Annotated in this window: 16 protein-coding genes; 6 read left to right on the top strand and 10 right to left on the bottom strand. The window is 66.3% G+C overall.

From position 1 onward, the window contains the following. Window positions 1-17: 17 nt before the first annotated feature. A complete protein-coding gene (locus ACSUZJ_RS17240) occupies window positions 18-431 on the bottom strand; it encodes a phasin family protein (protein WP_499410155.1) in 414 nt (137 codons plus the stop codon). A gap of 175 nt (window positions 432-606) precedes the next feature. Continuing rightward, on the bottom strand, window positions 607-1632 hold the full coding sequence (locus ACSUZJ_RS17235; protein ID WP_499410153.1) for an NADP-dependent oxidoreductase: 1026 nt from the start codon (window positions 1630-1632) through the stop codon (window positions 607-609). 142 nt (window positions 1633-1774) lie between these two features. Here ACSUZJ_RS17235 and purU point away from each other — a divergent pair, with 142 nt between their 5' ends. From purU to ACSUZJ_RS17220, 3 genes are read left to right on the top strand one after another with little or no spacing between them, the layout of a single operon-like run. Continuing rightward, on the top strand, window positions 1775-2644 hold the full coding sequence (purU, locus tag ACSUZJ_RS17230) for a formyltetrahydrofolate deformylase (protein WP_499410151.1): 870 nt from the start codon (window positions 1775-1777) through the stop codon (window positions 2642-2644). 30 nt (window positions 2645-2674) lie between these two features. Beyond that, a complete protein-coding gene (locus ACSUZJ_RS17225; protein ID WP_499410149.1) occupies window positions 2675-3217 on the top strand; it encodes a YaeQ family protein in 543 nt (180 codons plus the stop codon). Window positions 3218-3254: 37 nt separating this feature from the next. Continuing rightward, window positions 3255-3740, top strand: a complete 486-nt coding sequence (locus tag ACSUZJ_RS17220; protein ID WP_499410147.1) for a copper chaperone PCu(A)C — start codon at window positions 3255-3257, stop codon at window positions 3738-3740. A gap of 437 nt (window positions 3741-4177) precedes the next feature. Here ACSUZJ_RS17220 and ACSUZJ_RS17215 read toward each other — a convergent pair whose 3' ends face one another. Together ACSUZJ_RS17215 and ACSUZJ_RS17210 are read right to left on the bottom strand one after the other, a co-directional pair. Next, window positions 4178-4957: a head GIN domain-containing protein gene (locus ACSUZJ_RS17215; RefSeq protein WP_499410145.1), complete on the bottom strand. Its 780-nt coding sequence runs from the start codon at window positions 4955-4957 to the stop codon at window positions 4178-4180. A 248-nt stretch (window positions 4958-5205) separates the two neighbouring features. Further along, window positions 5206-6306, bottom strand: coding sequence for an oxidoreductase (locus ACSUZJ_RS17210; RefSeq protein ID WP_499410143.1), 1101 nt, complete (start codon window positions 6304-6306; stop codon window positions 5206-5208). Window positions 6307-6610: 304 nt separating this feature from the next. Between ACSUZJ_RS17210 and ACSUZJ_RS17205 the strand changes: the two genes are divergently transcribed. Together ACSUZJ_RS17205 and ACSUZJ_RS17200 are read left to right on the top strand one after the other, a co-directional pair. Next, the gene (locus ACSUZJ_RS17205) at window positions 6611-7084 is read left to right on the top strand and encodes a DMT family transporter (RefSeq protein WP_499410141.1); all 474 of its coding nucleotides are present in this window, start codon (window positions 6611-6613) and stop codon (window positions 7082-7084) included. A gap of 98 nt (window positions 7085-7182) precedes the next feature. Next, window positions 7183-8304: a type IV pilus twitching motility protein PilT gene (locus ACSUZJ_RS17200; protein WP_499410139.1), complete on the top strand. Its 1122-nt coding sequence runs from the start codon at window positions 7183-7185 to the stop codon at window positions 8302-8304. 113 nt (window positions 8305-8417) lie between these two features. On the opposite strand, the gene ACSUZJ_RS17195 is transcribed toward ACSUZJ_RS17200, so the two are convergent. From ACSUZJ_RS17195 to ACSUZJ_RS17170, 6 genes are all read right to left on the bottom strand, one after another. Further along, window positions 8418-8690, bottom strand: a complete 273-nt coding sequence (locus ACSUZJ_RS17195) for a hypothetical protein (RefSeq protein WP_499410137.1) — start codon at window positions 8688-8690, stop codon at window positions 8418-8420. Between the two features lie 154 nt (window positions 8691-8844). After that, a complete protein-coding gene (locus ACSUZJ_RS17190; RefSeq protein ID WP_499416579.1) occupies window positions 8845-10122 on the bottom strand; it encodes a c-type cytochrome in 1278 nt (425 codons plus the stop codon). Continuing rightward, the gene (locus ACSUZJ_RS17185) at window positions 10122-10913 is read right to left on the bottom strand and encodes a c-type cytochrome (RefSeq protein ID WP_499410135.1); all 792 of its coding nucleotides are present in this window, start codon (window positions 10911-10913) and stop codon (window positions 10122-10124) included. Before ACSUZJ_RS17185 ends, ACSUZJ_RS17190 begins: the two co-directional genes overlap by 1 nt. Window positions 10914-11147: 234 nt before the next feature. Then, a complete protein-coding gene (locus ACSUZJ_RS17180) occupies window positions 11148-11390 on the bottom strand; it encodes a hypothetical protein (protein WP_499410133.1) in 243 nt (80 codons plus the stop codon). Window positions 11391-11484: 94 nt separating this feature from the next. Next, window positions 11485-12090 (bottom strand): 3'-5' exonuclease, encoded by a 606-nt coding sequence (locus ACSUZJ_RS17175; RefSeq protein ID WP_499410131.1) that lies wholly within the window; start codon window positions 12088-12090, stop codon window positions 11485-11487. A gap of 11 nt (window positions 12091-12101) precedes the next feature. Then, complete coding sequence (locus tag ACSUZJ_RS17170) at window positions 12102-12671, bottom strand: ProQ/FINO family protein (RefSeq protein ID WP_499410129.1); 570 nt, start codon at window positions 12669-12671, stop codon at window positions 12102-12104. Window positions 12672-13273: 602 nt separating this feature from the next. Here ACSUZJ_RS17170 and rpoD point away from each other — a divergent pair. Then, window positions 13274-15997: an RNA polymerase sigma factor RpoD gene (gene rpoD / locus ACSUZJ_RS17165; RefSeq protein WP_499410127.1), complete on the top strand. Its 2724-nt coding sequence runs from the start codon at window positions 13274-13276 to the stop codon at window positions 15995-15997. Window positions 15998-16006: the final 9 nt, after the last annotated feature.

The raw sequence follows: 16006 nt of genomic DNA, 5'->3' as shown, positions 1-16006 counted from the left end.
GTTCGCTTGAGGTGGCGCTAGGCGGGCGCGTGGACGGCCTGGCCGTCCGGAGCGGCGCCGCTGGCGGCGCTTTGCATGAAGTCGCCGGCGCCGCGGGCGGCCTGCCAGCTGCCGTTGTTGGCGTCGCGCGCCAGGGCCGCGCCGCCGGCGCTGAGCACCTTCATCAGTTCGGTCTGCCAGCTGCGCCAGTGTTCGACGGTCGGCTGGCTCTCGCGCATCGCCACCGCGCCCATCTGGAAGGGGTCCTGGCAGGCGGCCAGCGCGCGGCCCAGGCGGATGCCGTCGTCCATCATCTGGCGCAGCATGCGCAGGTTCAGGTCGCCGAGCTGGCCGAGGGCCTCGGTGGTGTGGCGCGACATTTGGGTGAAGAGGTCGACCTGCGCCTCGAGCTGGGCGCGCAGGGCCGGATTACTGTTCGGGAAGGCTTGCATGGGTTTCCTCGACGTGAGCGGTGGAAGATGGCCCTCCTGACGGCGGGTAAGGTCACACCATCAAGAAGGATCGAAAGGGCGTCGGAGTAGACGCCCGCAAACCACGCAAGTTCAAGGAAAATGCAGGCGCCCTTTGAGTGGATCAAGAGACGTGCAGGTTAAGACCGAAAGGTCTTCAGGCGTCGGCGACTTTCAGCACGAGCTTGCCCAGGTTCTTGCCTTCGAAAAGCATGAGCAGGGCGGACGGGAAGTTCTCGAAGCCCTCGACGACGTGTTCCTTCGCCTTGAAGGTCCCTTCCTTCATCCAGCGCGCAATCGTCGCCACGCCTTCCGGATAGCGCTCGGCATAGTCGGTGACCAGCATGCCCTCCATGCGCGCGCGGTTCACCAGCAGCGACAGGTAGTTGGCCGGGCCCTTGACCTGGCCGGTCGCGTTGTATTGCGAGATCGCCCCGCAGATGACGATGCGCGCCTTCATGTTGATGCGGGTGAGGACGGCGTCGAGGATCTCGCCGCCGACGTTGTCGAAGTAGACGTCCACGCCCTGCGGGCAGTGTTCCTTCAGGCCGGCGTGCACGGGACCGGCCTTGTAGTCGATGCAGGCGTCGAAGCCGAGTTCCTCGACCACGAAGCGGCACTTGTCGGCGCCGCCGGCGATGCCGACCACGCGGCAGCCCATGTTGCGCGCGACCTGGCCGACCGTCATCCCGACCGCGCCGGCCGCGCCCGACACCACCACGGTTTCGCCCGGTTTCGGCTGGCCGACGTCGAGCAGGCCGAAGTAGGCGGTCATGCCCGGCATGCCGAGCGCGTTCAGCCAGGTCGGCAGCGGGGCCATGGCCGGGTCGACCTTGGCCAGCATGGCGCCGCGGTCGTCGGCCGGGCCGGTCCAGTAACGCTGCACGCCCATCACGCCCATCACGGTGTCGCCGGCCGCGAACTTCGGCGACTTCGATTCCTCCACGATGCCGATGCCGCCGGCGCGCATCACTTCGCCGATGGCGACCGGGCGCACATAGGATTTACCCTCGTTCATCCAGCCGCGCATGGCCGGGTCGAGCGAGAGGTAGAGCAGCTTGACGCGGACTTCGCCATCCGCGAGTTCGGCCAGGGGTGGGGCGGCGCGCTGCCAGTCGCTGTCCTTCGGCAGGCCGACGGGGCGGGCGGCGAGCAGGAATTGGTCGTTCGTGGCTTGGGTCATCGTTTGTCTCCGTTCAGGTTAATTGATTGAACATCCCGGAACACTATATACCGAAAAAGGTACGGTCGTGCGTTTTCTCGCGTGGCTGTTTTCGCAAGCTCATGCGACAATGATCCACCCCCCCAATTACGCTCTGCCCATCATGACGCACCCGGAATACATCCTCACCCTGTCCTGCCACGACCAGCGCGGCATCGTGCTGCGCGTCGCCGGCTTCCTGGCCGAGCACGGCTGCAACATCATCGATTCGGCCCAGTTCGGCGACCCGGAGTCGCAGCTGTTCTTCATGCGCGTGCACTTCGCCGCCGAGGACCCGTCGGTGCTCGACGCCGACCTGCGCGGCGCCTTCGCCGCCTTGTGCGAAGCCGGCGGCATGCGCGGCCAGCTGCACGACGCCCATGCCAAGCCGCGCGTGCTGATCATGGTGTCGAAGATCGGCCACTGCCTGAACGACCTGCTGTTCCGCTACAAGAGTGGGCTGCTGCCGGTCGAGATTCCGGCGATCGTCTCGAACCACATGGACTTCTACCAGCTCGCGGCAAGTTACAATATCCCGTTTCACCACCTGCCGCTGGCGACCGGAGCGAGCGAGGAAGCCAAGCTGGCGCAGGAAGCGCGCGTCATCGAGCTGCTCGACATGCACAAGGTCGACCTGGTGGTGCTGGCGCGCTACATGCAGATCCTGTCGCCGGGGCTGTGCGAAGCCTTGAAGGGCAGGGCGATCAACATCCACCATTCCTTCCTGCCGAGCTTCAAGGGCGCGCGTCCCTACGCCCAGGCGCACCGGCGCGGCGTCAAGCTGATCGGCGCGACGGCCCACTTCGTCACCGGCGACCTGGACGAAGGCCCGATCATCGAGCAGGACGTCGAGCGGGTCGACCACGCGATGACGGTCGAGGAACTCACCGCCATCGGGCGCGACGTCGAATGCGTGGTGCTGGCGCGGGCGGTGAAATGGTTCGTGGAACACCGGATACTGCAGAACGGGGACCGCACAGTCGTCTTCAAATAACTCTTACAGAAGCAAGGTAATCAAGCATCAATGGCCCTCAAAGCAACCATCTACAAGGCAGACCTGCAGATCGCGGACATGGACCGCAACTACTACGCGGAGCACGGGCTCACCATCGCCCGCCACCCCTCCGAAACCGACGAGCGCGTGATGATCCGCGTGCTCGCCTTTGCCCTGCATGCGTCCGATGCGCTTGCCTTCACCAAAGGCCTGTTCGATACCGACGAACCCGACCTGTGGCAGAAAGACCTGACCGGCGCGATCGACACCTGGATCGAGGTCGGCCAGCCCGACGAGAAGCGCCTGCTGAAAGCCTGCGGCCGCGCGGAGCATGTGGTCGTCTACAGCTACAGCGCCACCAGCCACATCTGGTGGAAGGGCATTGCCAACAAGCTCGAGCGCGCACGCAACCTCACCGTGATCAACATCCCGGCCGAGACCAGCGCCCAGCTGGAAAAGCTCGCCAAGCGCTCGATGCAGCTGCAGTGCACGATCCAGGATGGGCAGCTGTGGTTGACCGACAGCGTCGACACCGTGCTGGTCGAGCGCGAGACGCTCAAGGCCGCGGCCTGAGGCTATAATCGACTGTCTCTTACCTCTGTTTTCGACCATGAAGCCTACCCTGTTTGCCTTGCTGGCCGCCGGCCTGTTTTCCACCAGCGCGCTGGCGCAGGTCACTGTCACCGAACCGTGGGTGCGCGCCACCGTGCCCCAGGCGAAGAGCGCGGGCGCCTTCATGCGGCTGCAGTCGGCCACGAACGCGCGCCTGGTGAGCGTGAGCACCCCGGTGGCTGGACGCGCCGAGATCCACGAGATGGCGATGGAAAACAACACGATGCGCATGCGCGCCGTGGACGGCATCGACCTGCCGGCCGGGAAACCGGTGAACCTGGCGTCGGGCGGTTACCACCTGATGTTCTTCGACCTGAAGCGCCAGCTGAAGGAAGGCGAGACCGTCCCGGTCACGCTGGTGGTGCAGGACGCGGCGAAGAAGCGCAGCAGCGTCACGGTCGAGGCCCAGGTCAAGCCGCTGACCTATGTGGCGCCGCCGATGCAGGGGCATGGCAACGGCCACGGACAGCATCAGGGGCATTGATCCGTGATGCGATGAAGGGCGTCTCGTTGCCCTATGCATTTGAGGCGGCGTGAACCGTAGGGTGGGCACTTTGTGGTGCCGGCATTTAGCCGGCCCCACTGCCCACGCGGACGCATACGCCGCGATAACCGAACGCGTGGAGACGGAAGCCGCCTCGTGGCAGAGTGTCTCGAAGCGTCTCGCCTGCGCCAACTCTCATATTCGCGCCTCGGAGCGCATCATTCCCGCCGCGAACTGCGGATGAACACGTAACGCGTGGGCACGGCGTGCCCACCCTACGGTTCAAGCCGCCGTGCCTTCGGTTCTTGCCCTGGACCGCATCATATCGATACCGAGCGCCGCCTTGCGCAGCCGGCGATTGCGTCGCGCGCCGCCGCCAGCGCCTCGCGGCTGCTTGGATACCTCAGGCGCTCCGGCAAACCCCGCGACACCATGGCTCAGCGTGGCGAGGCGCCGATGCGTTTCACTTCGCCCGAGCCCACCGTCGACTTGCTGACCTGGGGATCGCCGTAGTAATGCACGTCGCCCGATCCAGCCAGCGACACGCTCAGCCTGTCGCGCGGCCAGACCGTCGCGTCGCCCGATCCCGCCAGCGATACGCTGGCGTTGGTCGCCTGCACCCGGCCCAGGTCGACGTCGCCCGATCCGCCGATCGAGACCGACACCTTGCCCACCGTGCCGCCATCGGCCTGCACGTCGCCGCTGCCGCCGAGCGATACCGAGACCGTCTCGGCCTCGACGCCTTTCAGCCTGATCCTGCCCGAGCCGCCCAGGTCGAGATCGAGGCGGCGTGCGCGCAGCGGATCGGACTCGATGCTGCCGGAGCCGCCCAGCGACAGGCGTTCGATCGCGCGCGCCTGCACCACCACGCGGATCGATTTCGACTGCAGGTTCAGGTTGCGCTTGCTCGGGCGAATCCGCAGCGTGCCGTCGTCGACCACGGTTTCGATCAGCGGCAGCACATTGTCGTCGGCTTCGATGGTCACGCCTTCGCTGGCGCCGATGCGCAGCTCGACGCGGCCCGGCACTGCCAGCGACAGCCCGCTGAAGCCGGAGACCTGGCGCGCCTGCTTGACGATGCGGCCGCTGCCCTGCACCTGCTCGCTGCCCCAGGACCAGGGCGCGGCGCCGGCCTGGACCGCGACCGCCAGGCTGCCGGCGATGCAGGCGGCCAGCAGGGTGCGGCGTGCAATGGAAGAGAGAGCGGATGTGTTCATGATGTTGTCCTCACGGTTATCGATGGTGAAAATATAGAACCGTGCCCCGGCGGGCGCATCCGTTTTGCGACGAACTGCAGGGAAACGCGACTGGAATGCCGCTGGACGGAGCGGCGCGGGCCGGCCGGCCGGTGGCGGTGGCGGGATCGAGGCAGGGTGGAGGGGAGGCGACCCCGGTCCGCCGGCGATGCGCTGCCGGCTTTCGAGGCGAGACTGGTGCGGGCGGCGGCCCGTCCAGTCGGAAACGCTCAGACTTCGCTGCTCTTGATGTGGGCCAGCGGCTGCAGGATGCCGGCGTCGAGTTCCTCGAACGCGACCCCATCGACGGCACGGCGCGGCCAGTCGCGGTTGGCCAGGGCCGACTTGCCGAGCGCGACGATATCGGCTCCGCCCCTGGCCAGGACCGCGTCGGCCGCCTCGGGCATGCCCAGCTGGCCGTTCGCGATGACGGGCAGTTTGCCGAAGCGCTTGGCATAGCCGGCCAGGGTGTCGCCGTCGCTGTTCGCCTCCCCGAACGCGCTTGCCTGGGCATCGAACTCGGTGGTGTGGATGTAGTCGGCCCCGGCGGCGGCCACGCGCGAGAAGATGATCTCGGCATCCTGCTGGCCGTTCGCCCACTTGTGATAATAGTCGTTGACCTTCCCCTGCGAGATGCGGATGCCGACCAGGAAATCCGGGCCCACTGCCGCGCGCACGGCTTCGACGACCTCGACCAGCAGGCGCACCCGGTTCTCGGTCGAGCCGCCGTAGCGGTCCGTACGTGTATTGGCGTAATCGGTCAGGAACTGGTCGAGCAGGTAGCCGTTGGCGCCATGCACCTCCACGCCGTCGAAGCCGGCCTGCCGGGCGCGCAGCGCGGCGACGGCAAAGGACTGGATCACGCCGGCGATCTCCTGTTCCGTGATTTCGCGCGGCATCGGATACGGACCCTCGCCACGGTAAAAGCCCAGTTGTTCGCCTTTCGGCTGGATCGACGAGGGCGCGACCGTTTCGCGTGTGCGGTGATTCCCCTGGCTCAGTGCGCCGGCATGCATCAGCTGCATGATGATTTTCGCGCCCGCGCCATGGACTGCCTCGGCCACCGGTTGCCAGGATTGCGCCTGGGTATCGTCGCCGATGCCGGGCTGGTACAGGTAACCCTGGCTGTGGGCCAGGTCCGGATACACGCCTTCAGTGATGATGAGCCCGAAACCGCCCGCGGCAAATCCCTGGTAATAACGGATCATGTTGTCGGTAACCTGCCCGTCCTCGGTCGCGCTGACGCGCGTCATGGGCGCCACGGCGATGCGATTCTTGAGCGCCAGCCTGCCGAGTTGAAGCGGGGTCGACCATAGGTGTTGTGATGCCATCGGGTTTCTCCATGAGTGAGGTGATTGCGTCCCTGACGCATGTAATGCATTGCCCGGGCGTGCTGACTTCTTGGAATCAATGTCCCGGGCAACTCTCGGGGAAGCAGTGTAGAACCCGGCGCAGCCTGTGGCCTGCACGTTTCGCCTGGGCAGGGAACTAATGGGTGGTGCACCAGAACGGTGCGCGAAGGCAGCATCCAGGCTGTTCCTGGCCTGCGGATTCCCTGTTGCGGTGCAAGCGTCTCCCAGTTCCACTACAATCTTGCCCTTTTTGTCTCCGGCCCCGCCGGAAAGGAAGTGGATCATGAACCTGGCCCTGTTCGTCCTGGCCTTTTGTGTAGGCATCTTTATTTCAGTGCAGGCGGCCGTCAACAGCCAGCTGGCCGGCGCCCTGCATGCCAATTCGGTGGTGGCGGCCCTGATTTCGTTCAGCGTCGGCACGGTCGTGCTGGGTATTGCCGCCTTTGCGCGCGGCGGCGTCGGCGAAGCGGTCGGCGCCCTGGCCCAGCAGCCGCTGTGGAAGCTCAGCGGCGGCGTGCTCGGCGCGGCCTTCGTCTTCGGCACGGTGTTCCTGGCGCCGCGCATCGGGCTGCTCAACCTGGTGGTGCTGGTGATCGCCGGCCAGTTGATGATGTCCATGGCCATCGACAACTTTGGCCTGGTGAACATGGCGGTGCGCAAGGTGTCGAGCATCCGCATGGCCGGCGCCCTGGTAGTGGTAGCGGGCGTCGCCCTGACGCTGTTCGGCGACCGGATCGTTGCCGCATTGGAACGCTAAACAATTTCTCTTCGGCAGATGCAATTTCTGGCGGGCATGGTTTTATAATTGTCGACATTGTCTTAACGACACTTCGATTGATTAAAGAGCCACGCCAGATGGAATCCCACCCGTCCTCGCACATCCCCACGCTGTCGTATATCGAGAACGAAGACCACCCGGTCTTCGGCACGCTGGTCGAGCAGATCCTGCATCTGCTTAATTCCCGCCTGGTGTTCTCGGACATCATCATCCACCAGAACAGCCCGCTGATGCTGCGCCAGCCGAAGGGGCTGGTGGCGGTGACGGATTCGCCGATCACCAAGGAAGAGCTGGAAGAATTCTTCGACGTCATCGAGCCAAACTGGGCCGAGCGCATCGCCGACCGTGCTTTCGACCGCTCGATCGACCTGCACACGGCACGCATCCGCGCCAACTGCTTCAGCTTCCAGGGCAAGAAGCGCCTGGGCTGCGTGATCCGCCGCTTCCCCAAGGAACCGCTGCCGCTCGCCGAGCTCGGCCTGTCGAGCGACGCCCAGGAATTCGCCCGCCTCGGCAGCGGCCTGGTGCTGATCATCGGCGACACCTGCCAGGGCAAGTCGACCACCATCGCTTCGATGATCGACGAGATCAACAAGCGCCGCTCCGGCCACATCATCACCATCGAAGACCCGGTCGAGACCCTGATCCCCCAGCGCAAGTGCATCATCACCCAGCGCGAAGTCGGCAAGGACGGCGATGTCGAGAGCTATTACCTGGGCGCGCTGGACGCCCTGCGCGAGCGCCCGGATGTGATCGTGATCGGCGAGATCCGCGACGCCCAGACCGCCCAGGAAGCCCTGGCCCTGGCCGAATCCGGCCCGCTGGTGCTGGCCTCGCTGCACGCGCGCTCCACCGAGATGGGCCTGCAGAAGATGCAGCGCCTGCTCGGCAATACCGAGTCCCAGGCCCAGGCCCTGGCACATGCCCTGCGCGGCGTGCTGTGCCAGGCGCTGCTGCCTTCGCTCGACGCCAACCGCTACCACCTGGCGACCGAATGCCTGACGGTGAGCCCCACTGTCGCGCGCCTGATCGAAACAGGCGACCTGGGCGCCCTGCGCGCCCACATGAACAGCGGCCGCGATCCAGGCTGCCACACGATGAACGCCTCGCTCGAGCAGTTGCTGGCCGGCCACAAGGTCAGCGTCGAGGATGCGCGCCACGCCACCACCGACCGCGTCGGATTCGCGGAGCTGGTGTGATGGCTGCCTGACGCGCCTGCCGGCGGGCTCGGCGGCCGTGCCCGACCCATAGTGGACACATTGGCCAACGTTAGAACTAAGCTGAAACGAGCTTGGATTGGCTTTACTGCCTGCTATGTAATTTCAGCGCACAAATGCCGAAGTATTGCGTCGCCTGCGTCTGAATTCGCGAGCAGATAGCTGCCGCTCCAGTTGTCCCAACCGGTGGAAATTTCAAGCTCAGCACGTAAAAACGAGGGGCCTGCTCCTTCATCGAGCCCGGCCACAGTCTCCCCGCGCCTAATAAATCCCAGTTCTTTTTCAAGTTTGGTGCATGCCTGTTGGTACAACACAGAATCGTAATCGCCGAAGTCGAGACTTACGTGGCCGTTAGCAGCAATGGACATGGTTGGGTTCATAGCGATGCAATTTTGTGGCTGTGTTCAGACGACTTATCATCCTCAACGTAGGACCGCTTTTAGCCGATTCCAGACGTTCAGAAACACCCTGGATGTGGGTCTTGTTGCGCTCATGGCAGATGAACAGTTTCATAAAGTGCTCTCAGTCCAGCGGCACCGCCCGGTAGCGATTCACCTGCGCACTCGACACCGGCGGCGCCGCATTCCCCCAGCTCGCACGCAGCCAGGTGATCAGGGTAGCCGCTTGCGCGTCGTCCAGCACGTGGCTGAAGGGTGGCATGCCGTAGGGGCGGGGATTGCCGGCCGTGCCGGGCGGGAAGCCGCCGTTCAGGACGACGCGGATTGCGTTCACCGGTTCCTCGAGCGTCAGGGCGCGGTTGCCGGCCAGCGCGGGATAGGGGCCGAGGCCCTCGCCGCGCTCGCCGTGGCAGGCGACGCAGTGCTGGCGGTACAGCTTCGCGCCTTCCTGCAGGACCTGGTCGGGAAGCCGGGGCGCGGGCGCGCGCTCGCGCGGCGAGCCGGCCGGCAGCGACTTCAGGTAGACCGCCATCGCGCCCAGGTCCTCGCGGCTCAGGTGCTGCAGGCTTTGCGCCACCACCTCGGCCATCGGCCCGGTCACGCTGGCGCCGGGCGCCACGCCGGTGCCCAATAACTGCACGATGTGCTCTTCCTTCCACTTGCCCAGTCCCGCCTCGGCGTCCGAGGTGAGCGAGGGCGCATACCAGCCGATGGTCGGAATCAGGCCGCCCTCGAGCGCCTCGCCTGATGCGCCGAAGCGGTTGCGCGTGCTGTGGCAGGCGCTGCAGTGACCGAGTCCCTCGACCAGGTAGGCGCCGCGGTTCCAGCGCGCGTCGCGGCCGGTCTCGGGCTCGAAGACGCCGGGCTTGAAGTAGAGCAGGCGCCATCCCGCCAGCGCGAGCTGGCTGTCGTAGGGGAAGCGCAGCGCGTGGGCGTGGTTCTGGACCTGGCGCGGCGGCAGGCTGCGCAGGTAGGCGAACAGGGCGTCCGAATCGGCGCGCGAGACTTTGGTGTAGCTGGTGTAGGGGAAGGCCGGGTAGAGCAGGCGGCCATCCTTCGACTTGCCGTTGTGCAGGGCGCGCCAGAAATCGTCGGCGCTCCAGGCGCCGATACCGGTCGCGCGGTCGGGCGTGATGTTGGGGGCGTACAGGGTGCCGAAGGGTGTTTCCAGGGCGCGGCCGCCGGCGTAGGGCGCGCCGCCGCGCGCCGTGTGGCAGGCCATGCAGTCGCCGGCGCGCGCGAGGTAGGCGCCGCGCGCGATGTTGGCCGAGGTCGCGGCCCAGGCATCGGGAGAGCTGCTGGCCACGAACTGCTCGCGTGGCCAGGCGACGACGGCAGCGAGCGCGAGCGCGACGAGGGCGGCGGCCAGGAGCAGCAGTAGGCGCAACAGCGGGCGGCGCATCATGGCGCGCTCCCGCAGGCCAGCGGCAGGGGACGCGCGCTGCGCTGCGCCGGCCGGGCGTTGGCCGGCGTCGGCTGGGCCGCCAGCCAGGCGGAAATGGCCGCGACGTCGGATGGCGCCAGGCGCGCGGCGATGGTCGCCATGCAATCGGGCAGGTGGGCCTGGCGCACGCCGTTGCGCCAGGCGCCCAGCTGGGAATTCACGTAGTCGCGCGGCAGGTTAAGAAGGCCCGGAATGGCCGGGGCGACCCCTGTCAGGCGCTCGCCATGGCAGGCGATGCAGGCCGGGACCTTCAGCGCGGTGTCGCCGTGGCGCACCAGTTGCTCGCCGCGCGCCAGGATGGTGGCCGGCTCGCGCGCCGGCGGCGGCGCCGGCACCGGCGGATGCTGGGCCGCGAAATAGTCGGCGATCTCGTGCAGGTAAGGATCGGGCAGGTGGTTCACCATCCAGGTCATCAGGGGAAACTGGCGCCGGCCCTCGCGGAAGTTGAGCAGCTGGTTGTAGAGGTAGCCGGCCGGCTTGCCGGCGATGCGCGGGAAATACACGCCGCCGGCGCTCGTGCCCTGGCTGTCCTTCGGGGCGTGGCAGGCGATGCAGGCGGCCACGCGCTGCTCCAGGGTGTCGGGGATGGTCCTGGACGGCATGCTGGCGGAGGCGCCGGGTGCAGGGACACCCTGTGCAGCCGCAGGAAGGGCAGGGAGCAGCAGGGCCAGCGCGGTGGCCGCCAGGCCCCGCGAGGCGCGCGAGAAGAAAGCGGAGAAAGCGGATTGGCGCAGCTGGCTGGTCGTCAAATCGGTTTTCCTGTCATTGCACAGCCAGCTGGCGCCGGCCGGCGTCACATCGAGACTGTCTGCCCGCAGGCGGCGCCTGGATCCGGGTAGACGTGATAACAGAATGATACCGCGTGGTGTGGCCGCGCGGCATCATGTTGCAAAAAAAAGAAGCGTGCGCGCAGGAGGCGCCAGTGCGCGCGCGAAGCGCTTGATTCGATTGCGCCACCGGCTGCGGCACGATGCCGGCGTGCTTCAGGCCTCGTCGTAAACGGGCGGCATGAAGCCGTTGATACGGCGCTTGCCGATCAGGATCAGGGGCGCGCTCTTGCCCTCCGTGGAGTCGCCCTTGAGCCATTGCGGCAGGCGCGGGGCCAGGGTGCCGATGGCGACGCCGGCAGCGATGATGAGAGGCAGGAAAAGACGGTCTTCAGGCGTTTCAAGGCATTCTCCCGGGGTGACTGTGCCACTTGTCCTTGTATTGGCGTTGTCGCCCACGGGAATACTACCGTCTGGGTTGCCAGACGGAAGCAATCAACAATGTTGGGTTTCTGGCAGGTTTTTGCGCTCGGACCGGTGATTGGCCCGGCGTTCAGGCGGCGTCCTGGGCGCGCCAGCGGCGGTAGACGCGCAGGGCGACGTGGGCGTCGTCGGCCGCGTACAGGATCTGTTTCTCGCTCAGGCGCGGCAGGGCCCAGTTGGTGGTGGTGATGCGCTTGGATTTCTGCATCTGCTGGCCGAAGAAGCGCGCCACCGCGGTCTTGGCGCCCAGCGGATTGCGCTCGCCACGGCGGCGCAGGGCGGTGGACAGGTCGAGCACGTTGCGCGGCTCGATGCCGAGCTTGGCGCGTACCCGGCGCAGGTCGTCGCCCAGGCCGAAGCCGACCTTCAGGATCGTTTCCGACTCGAGCACCGTGCGCAGGACCTCAATGAAGGGGGCGAGGGCCGCGACGTCCTGGCGCGCGCCGATCTGGAACAGCCAGGCGCGCTCGTCGACAGCCAGCTGCACCAGGTGCGGCCCGGTCGATTCCTCGCCCTTGGCGAAGGTCGGCTTGGACTCGGTGTCGAAGCCGACGGCATCCGATGCGGCGAGCGCCGCCAGGGCTGCGGCGGCATCGGCCGCGGTTTTCACCAGCACGACATCGGACAGCTTGACCCCGTCGTAGGGCGGCAGGCTGTCGTCGGGCGTCGCGCTCATCGGCGGCGCAATCAATGGCGCGAGAACTTGGAGGCCAGCTGCTGCAGCTTTTCCTGGCGCAGGCGCGCCGCTTCCGCTTCGGCCGCGGCGGCTTTTTCCGCCTTCTTGCGTTCGGCTTCCTTCTTGAAGCGCTGCTGCAATTGTTCCTTGGCGTGGCTGCGGTGGGTGTCGGTCACTTCCGCGCCGGCCACGCCGTCGAGGTCGTAGCGGACGGTGGCCTTTTCCATCGCGCGCAGGTAACGCATCGAGCCGGTGTGGATGCCGAGCGCGGCGCGCATGGTCTTGCGGTCCAGGCCGGGCATACGGGCCAGCAACTGCTTGTCGATGCCGATGGCGAGCGGCAGGCAGTCGCGGAAAGCGGGGAATTGCTGCTGCAATTGCTTGAGCAGGGCGCGTGCCGAAGGCGCAGGGCTTGCCGCGGCGCTGGCCGCGGCCGCGGTGGTAGCCGGATCGGCGGCCGACTCGGGACCCGACGGGTTTGCCGGCGCAGCGTTCGACGTGCTCGCTTCCGTGGCGGTGTTCTCGGCGGGATTGCTGGTGGTGACGTCGGTGGCTTCGGCGGCAGGACTAATGGTGTTCATTGACTTCATGGTAATAGCAGGAAAGCGAAGGATAGCATGCTGGCTCGTACAAGTGCGCTGCCAATCGTGTGAGTTTTGCCGTGGCGGGCGGCGAGGCGCGTGCTCGGGTGGATGATACGGGGCAAGCTCGGGGCAAGCTCGCGCCGCCGTTCGCGAAATCGTGTATGATCCGCCCCTTGCCTTGCGCACGGCTTGCGCCGGCGCAGAGGGACGGAAGAGTCGTCCGTGGACAGTCTGGCAATGCTATGTGCTTTGTTTATATCCATTATGGGATATTTCAATTATCACCGATTCTTGCTTTGAGGCATAATGTTGTCTGTCCTCTCTATTCTTCCTAAACAAGATAGAACCAAGCCCGTTTCACCCGACGGGCTTTTTTTCGTTCCAGCATGCACACCGCGATTTTGATCACTGCCCATCGAATCCCTGCCAACCGCGCATCCGGCCAGGCCGCATGCCGCCGCAGGGGAAGGCGTGCTTGATTTGCGGCCTGTGCGCCCTTAATTAGGGCCATTCCCGTTTCCTTTCCCCCGGCCTGGACCAGGCCATGGTGAATTATTGACCTCGCAGGCGCGCATCCGCCTCGACAGGAGAGTTTTTTTATGAAGAACACCGCCAAGACCCTGACACTGACAGCGAAAAAGGCGCCGGCCAAGACCGCCACGGCGCAGCTGGCCGTGCCGAAAACCGCGACCTCCTACTTCCTCGAAACGGAAGCGGCGGCCAAGGTGACGGTGGTCAAGACCCGTTCGCGTCTGGCCTCGCTGAAGGCCCAGGCCGAGGCGGTGGCGAACGAGGCAGTCACGGCCGAGCCGGCCGCGGCCGCCCCGCAAGCTGTCGAGGCCGCGCCGGCCGCCGTGGAAGCCGCACCGGTCGCCGCCGAGGCGGCCCCGGTGGTCCAGGCGCCGGCGCCGGCGCCTGCCCCTGTAGCCGCGGCGCCTGCCGCCGCCGAGCCGGCCGAGACCCAGCCGTCCGACGAGCAGCCGTATTTCGTGGCGCCGGCCACCCCGGCCGTCGCGCCCGTCATCGTGCGCAAGCGCACCTCGAAGCTGGCCGCGCTGAAAGCGGCCGAAGCGCCGGCCCCGGCCCCGGTGGCCGCGCCGGCCGCCGCGCCTGTCCCGGTTGCCGAGGAAGCCCCGAAGGTCGTGCGCACCCGCACCCGCCGCCTCGAACCGGCAGCGGCCGCTGCCCCGGCCGGCGCCAAGGCAGCCGCCGGCAGCACCGTCAGCAAGACCACCGACGCCGCCGCGCTGGCCGCGATCGACACCTCGGGCTACCTGCTGCCGCAGGTGAAGGTCCCGGGCCGCCGCGGCCGCAAGCCGAGCGAATTCATGCCGGAGAACGACGAAGTCGCCGCGCTGAACGCGGTCGAACGCGCCGAGCTGAAGGCCGTGTCGAAGGCGCGCGAGCGCAAGGCCAAGGGCCTGGCCGGCCTGAGCGAGGAAGGCTTCTCGGGCGAGGAGCTGGAAAAGCGCCGCCAGCAGCTGCGCAACCTGATCAACATGGGCAAGGAGCGCGGCTACCTGACCCATGCGGAGATCAACGACCACCTGCCGGAAAACATCATCGATCCGGAAGCGATCGAAGGCATCATCGCGACCTTCAACGACATGGGCATCGCCGTCTACGAGCGTGCGCCGGAAGCGGAGATGATGCTTCTGTCGGACAACGCCGTGACCCCGACCAGCGAAGATGAAGTCGAGGCCGCCGCCGCGACCGCGCTGTCGACCGTGGATTCGGACTTCGGCCGCACCACCGACCCGGTGCGCATGTACATGCGCGAAATGGGCGCGGTGTCGCTGCTGACGCGCGAAGGCGAGATCGAGATCGCCAAGCGCATCGAGGGCGGCCTGAAGGACATGGTCCAGGCGATCTCGGCCTGCCCGATCACGATCTCGGAAATCATCGCGCTGTCGCACAAGATCGCCAGCGATGAGCTGAAGATCGACGAAGTGGTCGACGGTTTCGTCGACCTGAACGAATCGTCCACCCCGAGCCCGGCGGCCGCCAGCGCGTCGTCCGATGACGAGGAAGAGGAAGAAGAGGAAGAGGTCGAGGAAGAAGAAGGCGCCGCCGGTGGCGGTGCGGCCGGCTATTCGACCGAGCAGCTGGCGCAGCTGCGCAAGAGCGCGCTGGAGAAGTTTGCCCTGATCGAAGAGCAGTTCGACCGCATGGGCCACGCCTTCAAGAGCAGCGGCTATGGTTCGGCCGCCTACAACAAGGCGCAGGAAATCATCTCCAACGAGCTGCTGGGCATCCGCTTCACCGCGAAGGTCGTCGAGAAGCTGTGCGACACCCTGCGCGGCCAGATGGACGAAGTGCGCGCCATCGAGCGCGCCGTGCTGGACATCTGCGTGAACCGCTGCGGCATGCCGCGCGCCCACTTCATCAAGGTCTTCCCGGGCAACGAAACCGACCTGGAATGGGGCGACCGCGAAGTCGACTGCGCCTACCCGTACAGCGCCGTGCTGAGCCGTAACCTGCCGGCGATCAAGGAACTGCAGCAGCGCATGATCGACCTGCAGGCGCGCGTGGCGCTGCCGCTGGCCGACCTGCGCAAGATCAACAAGCAGATGGCTGCCGGCGAGAAGCGCGCCCGCACCGCGAAGCGCGAAATGACCGTGGCCAATTTGCGACTGGTCATCTCCATCGCTAAAAAATACATCAACCGCGGCCTGCAGTTCCTCGACCTGATCCAGGAAGGCAACATCGGCCTGCTGAAGGCGGTCGACAAGTTCGAATACCGTCGCGGCTACAAGTTCTCGACCTATGCGACCTGGTGGATCCGCCAGGCCATCACCCGCTCGATCGCGGACATGGCCCGTACCATCCGCGTGCCGGTGCACATGATCGAGACCATCAACAAGATGAACCGCATCTCGCGCCAGATCATGCAGGAAACCGGCAGCGAGCCGGATCTCGCCACCCTGGCCGAAAAGATGGAAATGCCGGAGAACAAGGTTCGCGAGATCATGAAGATCGCCAAGGAACCGATTTCGATGGAAACCCCGATGGGCGAGGACGGCGATTCGCAGCTGGGCGACTTCATCGAAGACAACACCACCCTGGCACCGCTCGACGCCGCGCTGCACGCGTCGATGCGCAACGTGATCAAGGAAGTGCTGGACTCGCTGACCCCGCGCGAAGCCAAGGTGCTGCGCATGCGCTACGGCGTCGAGATGTCGAACGACCACACGCTGGAAGAAGTCGGCAAGCAGTTCGACGTGACCCGCGAGCGTATCCGCCAGATCGAAGCCAAGGCCATGAGCAAGCTGCGCCAGCCTTCGCGTTCGGACAAGCTGAAGACCTTCTTGCACAACAACTAAGCCACTCCA

The organism is Telluria sp. B2, from assembly GCF_051789535.1.
Taxonomy (GTDB): domain Bacteria; phylum Pseudomonadota; class Gammaproteobacteria; order Burkholderiales; family Burkholderiaceae_D; genus Telluria.
The sequence above is the reverse complement of the archived record's forward strand: the minus strand, read 5'-3'. Positions and strand labels throughout refer to the sequence as shown.

Excerpts from the sequence above, each read along its gene's own strand:
- ACSUZJ_RS17240 (WP_499410155.1), bottom strand. The coding sequence starts at position 431 with ATGCAAGCCTTCCCGAACAGTAATCCGGCCCTGCGCGCCCAGCTCGAG.
- ACSUZJ_RS17235 (WP_499410153.1), bottom strand. The coding sequence starts at position 1,632 with ATGACCCAAGCCACGAACGACCAATTCCTGCTCGCCGCCCGCCCCGTC.
- purU (WP_499410151.1), top strand. The coding sequence starts at position 1,775 with ATGACGCACCCGGAATACATCCTCACCCTGTCCTGCCACGACCAGCGC.
- ACSUZJ_RS17225 (WP_499410149.1), top strand. The coding sequence starts at position 2,675 with ATGGCCCTCAAAGCAACCATCTACAAGGCAGACCTGCAGATCGCGGAC.
- ACSUZJ_RS17220 (WP_499410147.1), top strand. The coding sequence starts at position 3,255 with ATGAAGCCTACCCTGTTTGCCTTGCTGGCCGCCGGCCTGTTTTCCACC.
- ACSUZJ_RS17215 (WP_499410145.1), bottom strand. The coding sequence starts at position 4,957 with ATGAACACATCCGCTCTCTCTTCCATTGCACGCCGCACCCTGCTGGCC.
- ACSUZJ_RS17210 (WP_499410143.1), bottom strand. The coding sequence starts at position 6,306 with ATGGCATCACAACACCTATGGTCGACCCCGCTTCAACTCGGCAGGCTG.
- ACSUZJ_RS17205 (WP_499410141.1), top strand. The coding sequence starts at position 6,611 with ATGAACCTGGCCCTGTTCGTCCTGGCCTTTTGTGTAGGCATCTTTATT.
- ACSUZJ_RS17200 (WP_499410139.1), top strand. The coding sequence starts at position 7,183 with ATGGAATCCCACCCGTCCTCGCACATCCCCACGCTGTCGTATATCGAG.
- ACSUZJ_RS17195 (WP_499410137.1), bottom strand. The coding sequence starts at position 8,690 with ATGTCCATTGCTGCTAACGGCCACGTAAGTCTCGACTTCGGCGATTAC.
- ACSUZJ_RS17190 (WP_499416579.1), bottom strand. The coding sequence starts at position 10,122 with ATGCGCCGCCCGCTGTTGCGCCTACTGCTGCTCCTGGCCGCCGCCCTC.
- ACSUZJ_RS17175 (WP_499410131.1), bottom strand. The coding sequence starts at position 12,090 with ATGAGCGCGACGCCCGACGACAGCCTGCCGCCCTACGACGGGGTCAAG.
- ACSUZJ_RS17170 (WP_499410129.1), bottom strand. The coding sequence starts at position 12,671 with ATGAACACCATTAGTCCTGCCGCCGAAGCCACCGACGTCACCACCAGC.
- rpoD (WP_499410127.1), top strand. The coding sequence starts at position 13,274 with ATGAAGAACACCGCCAAGACCCTGACACTGACAGCGAAAAAGGCGCCG.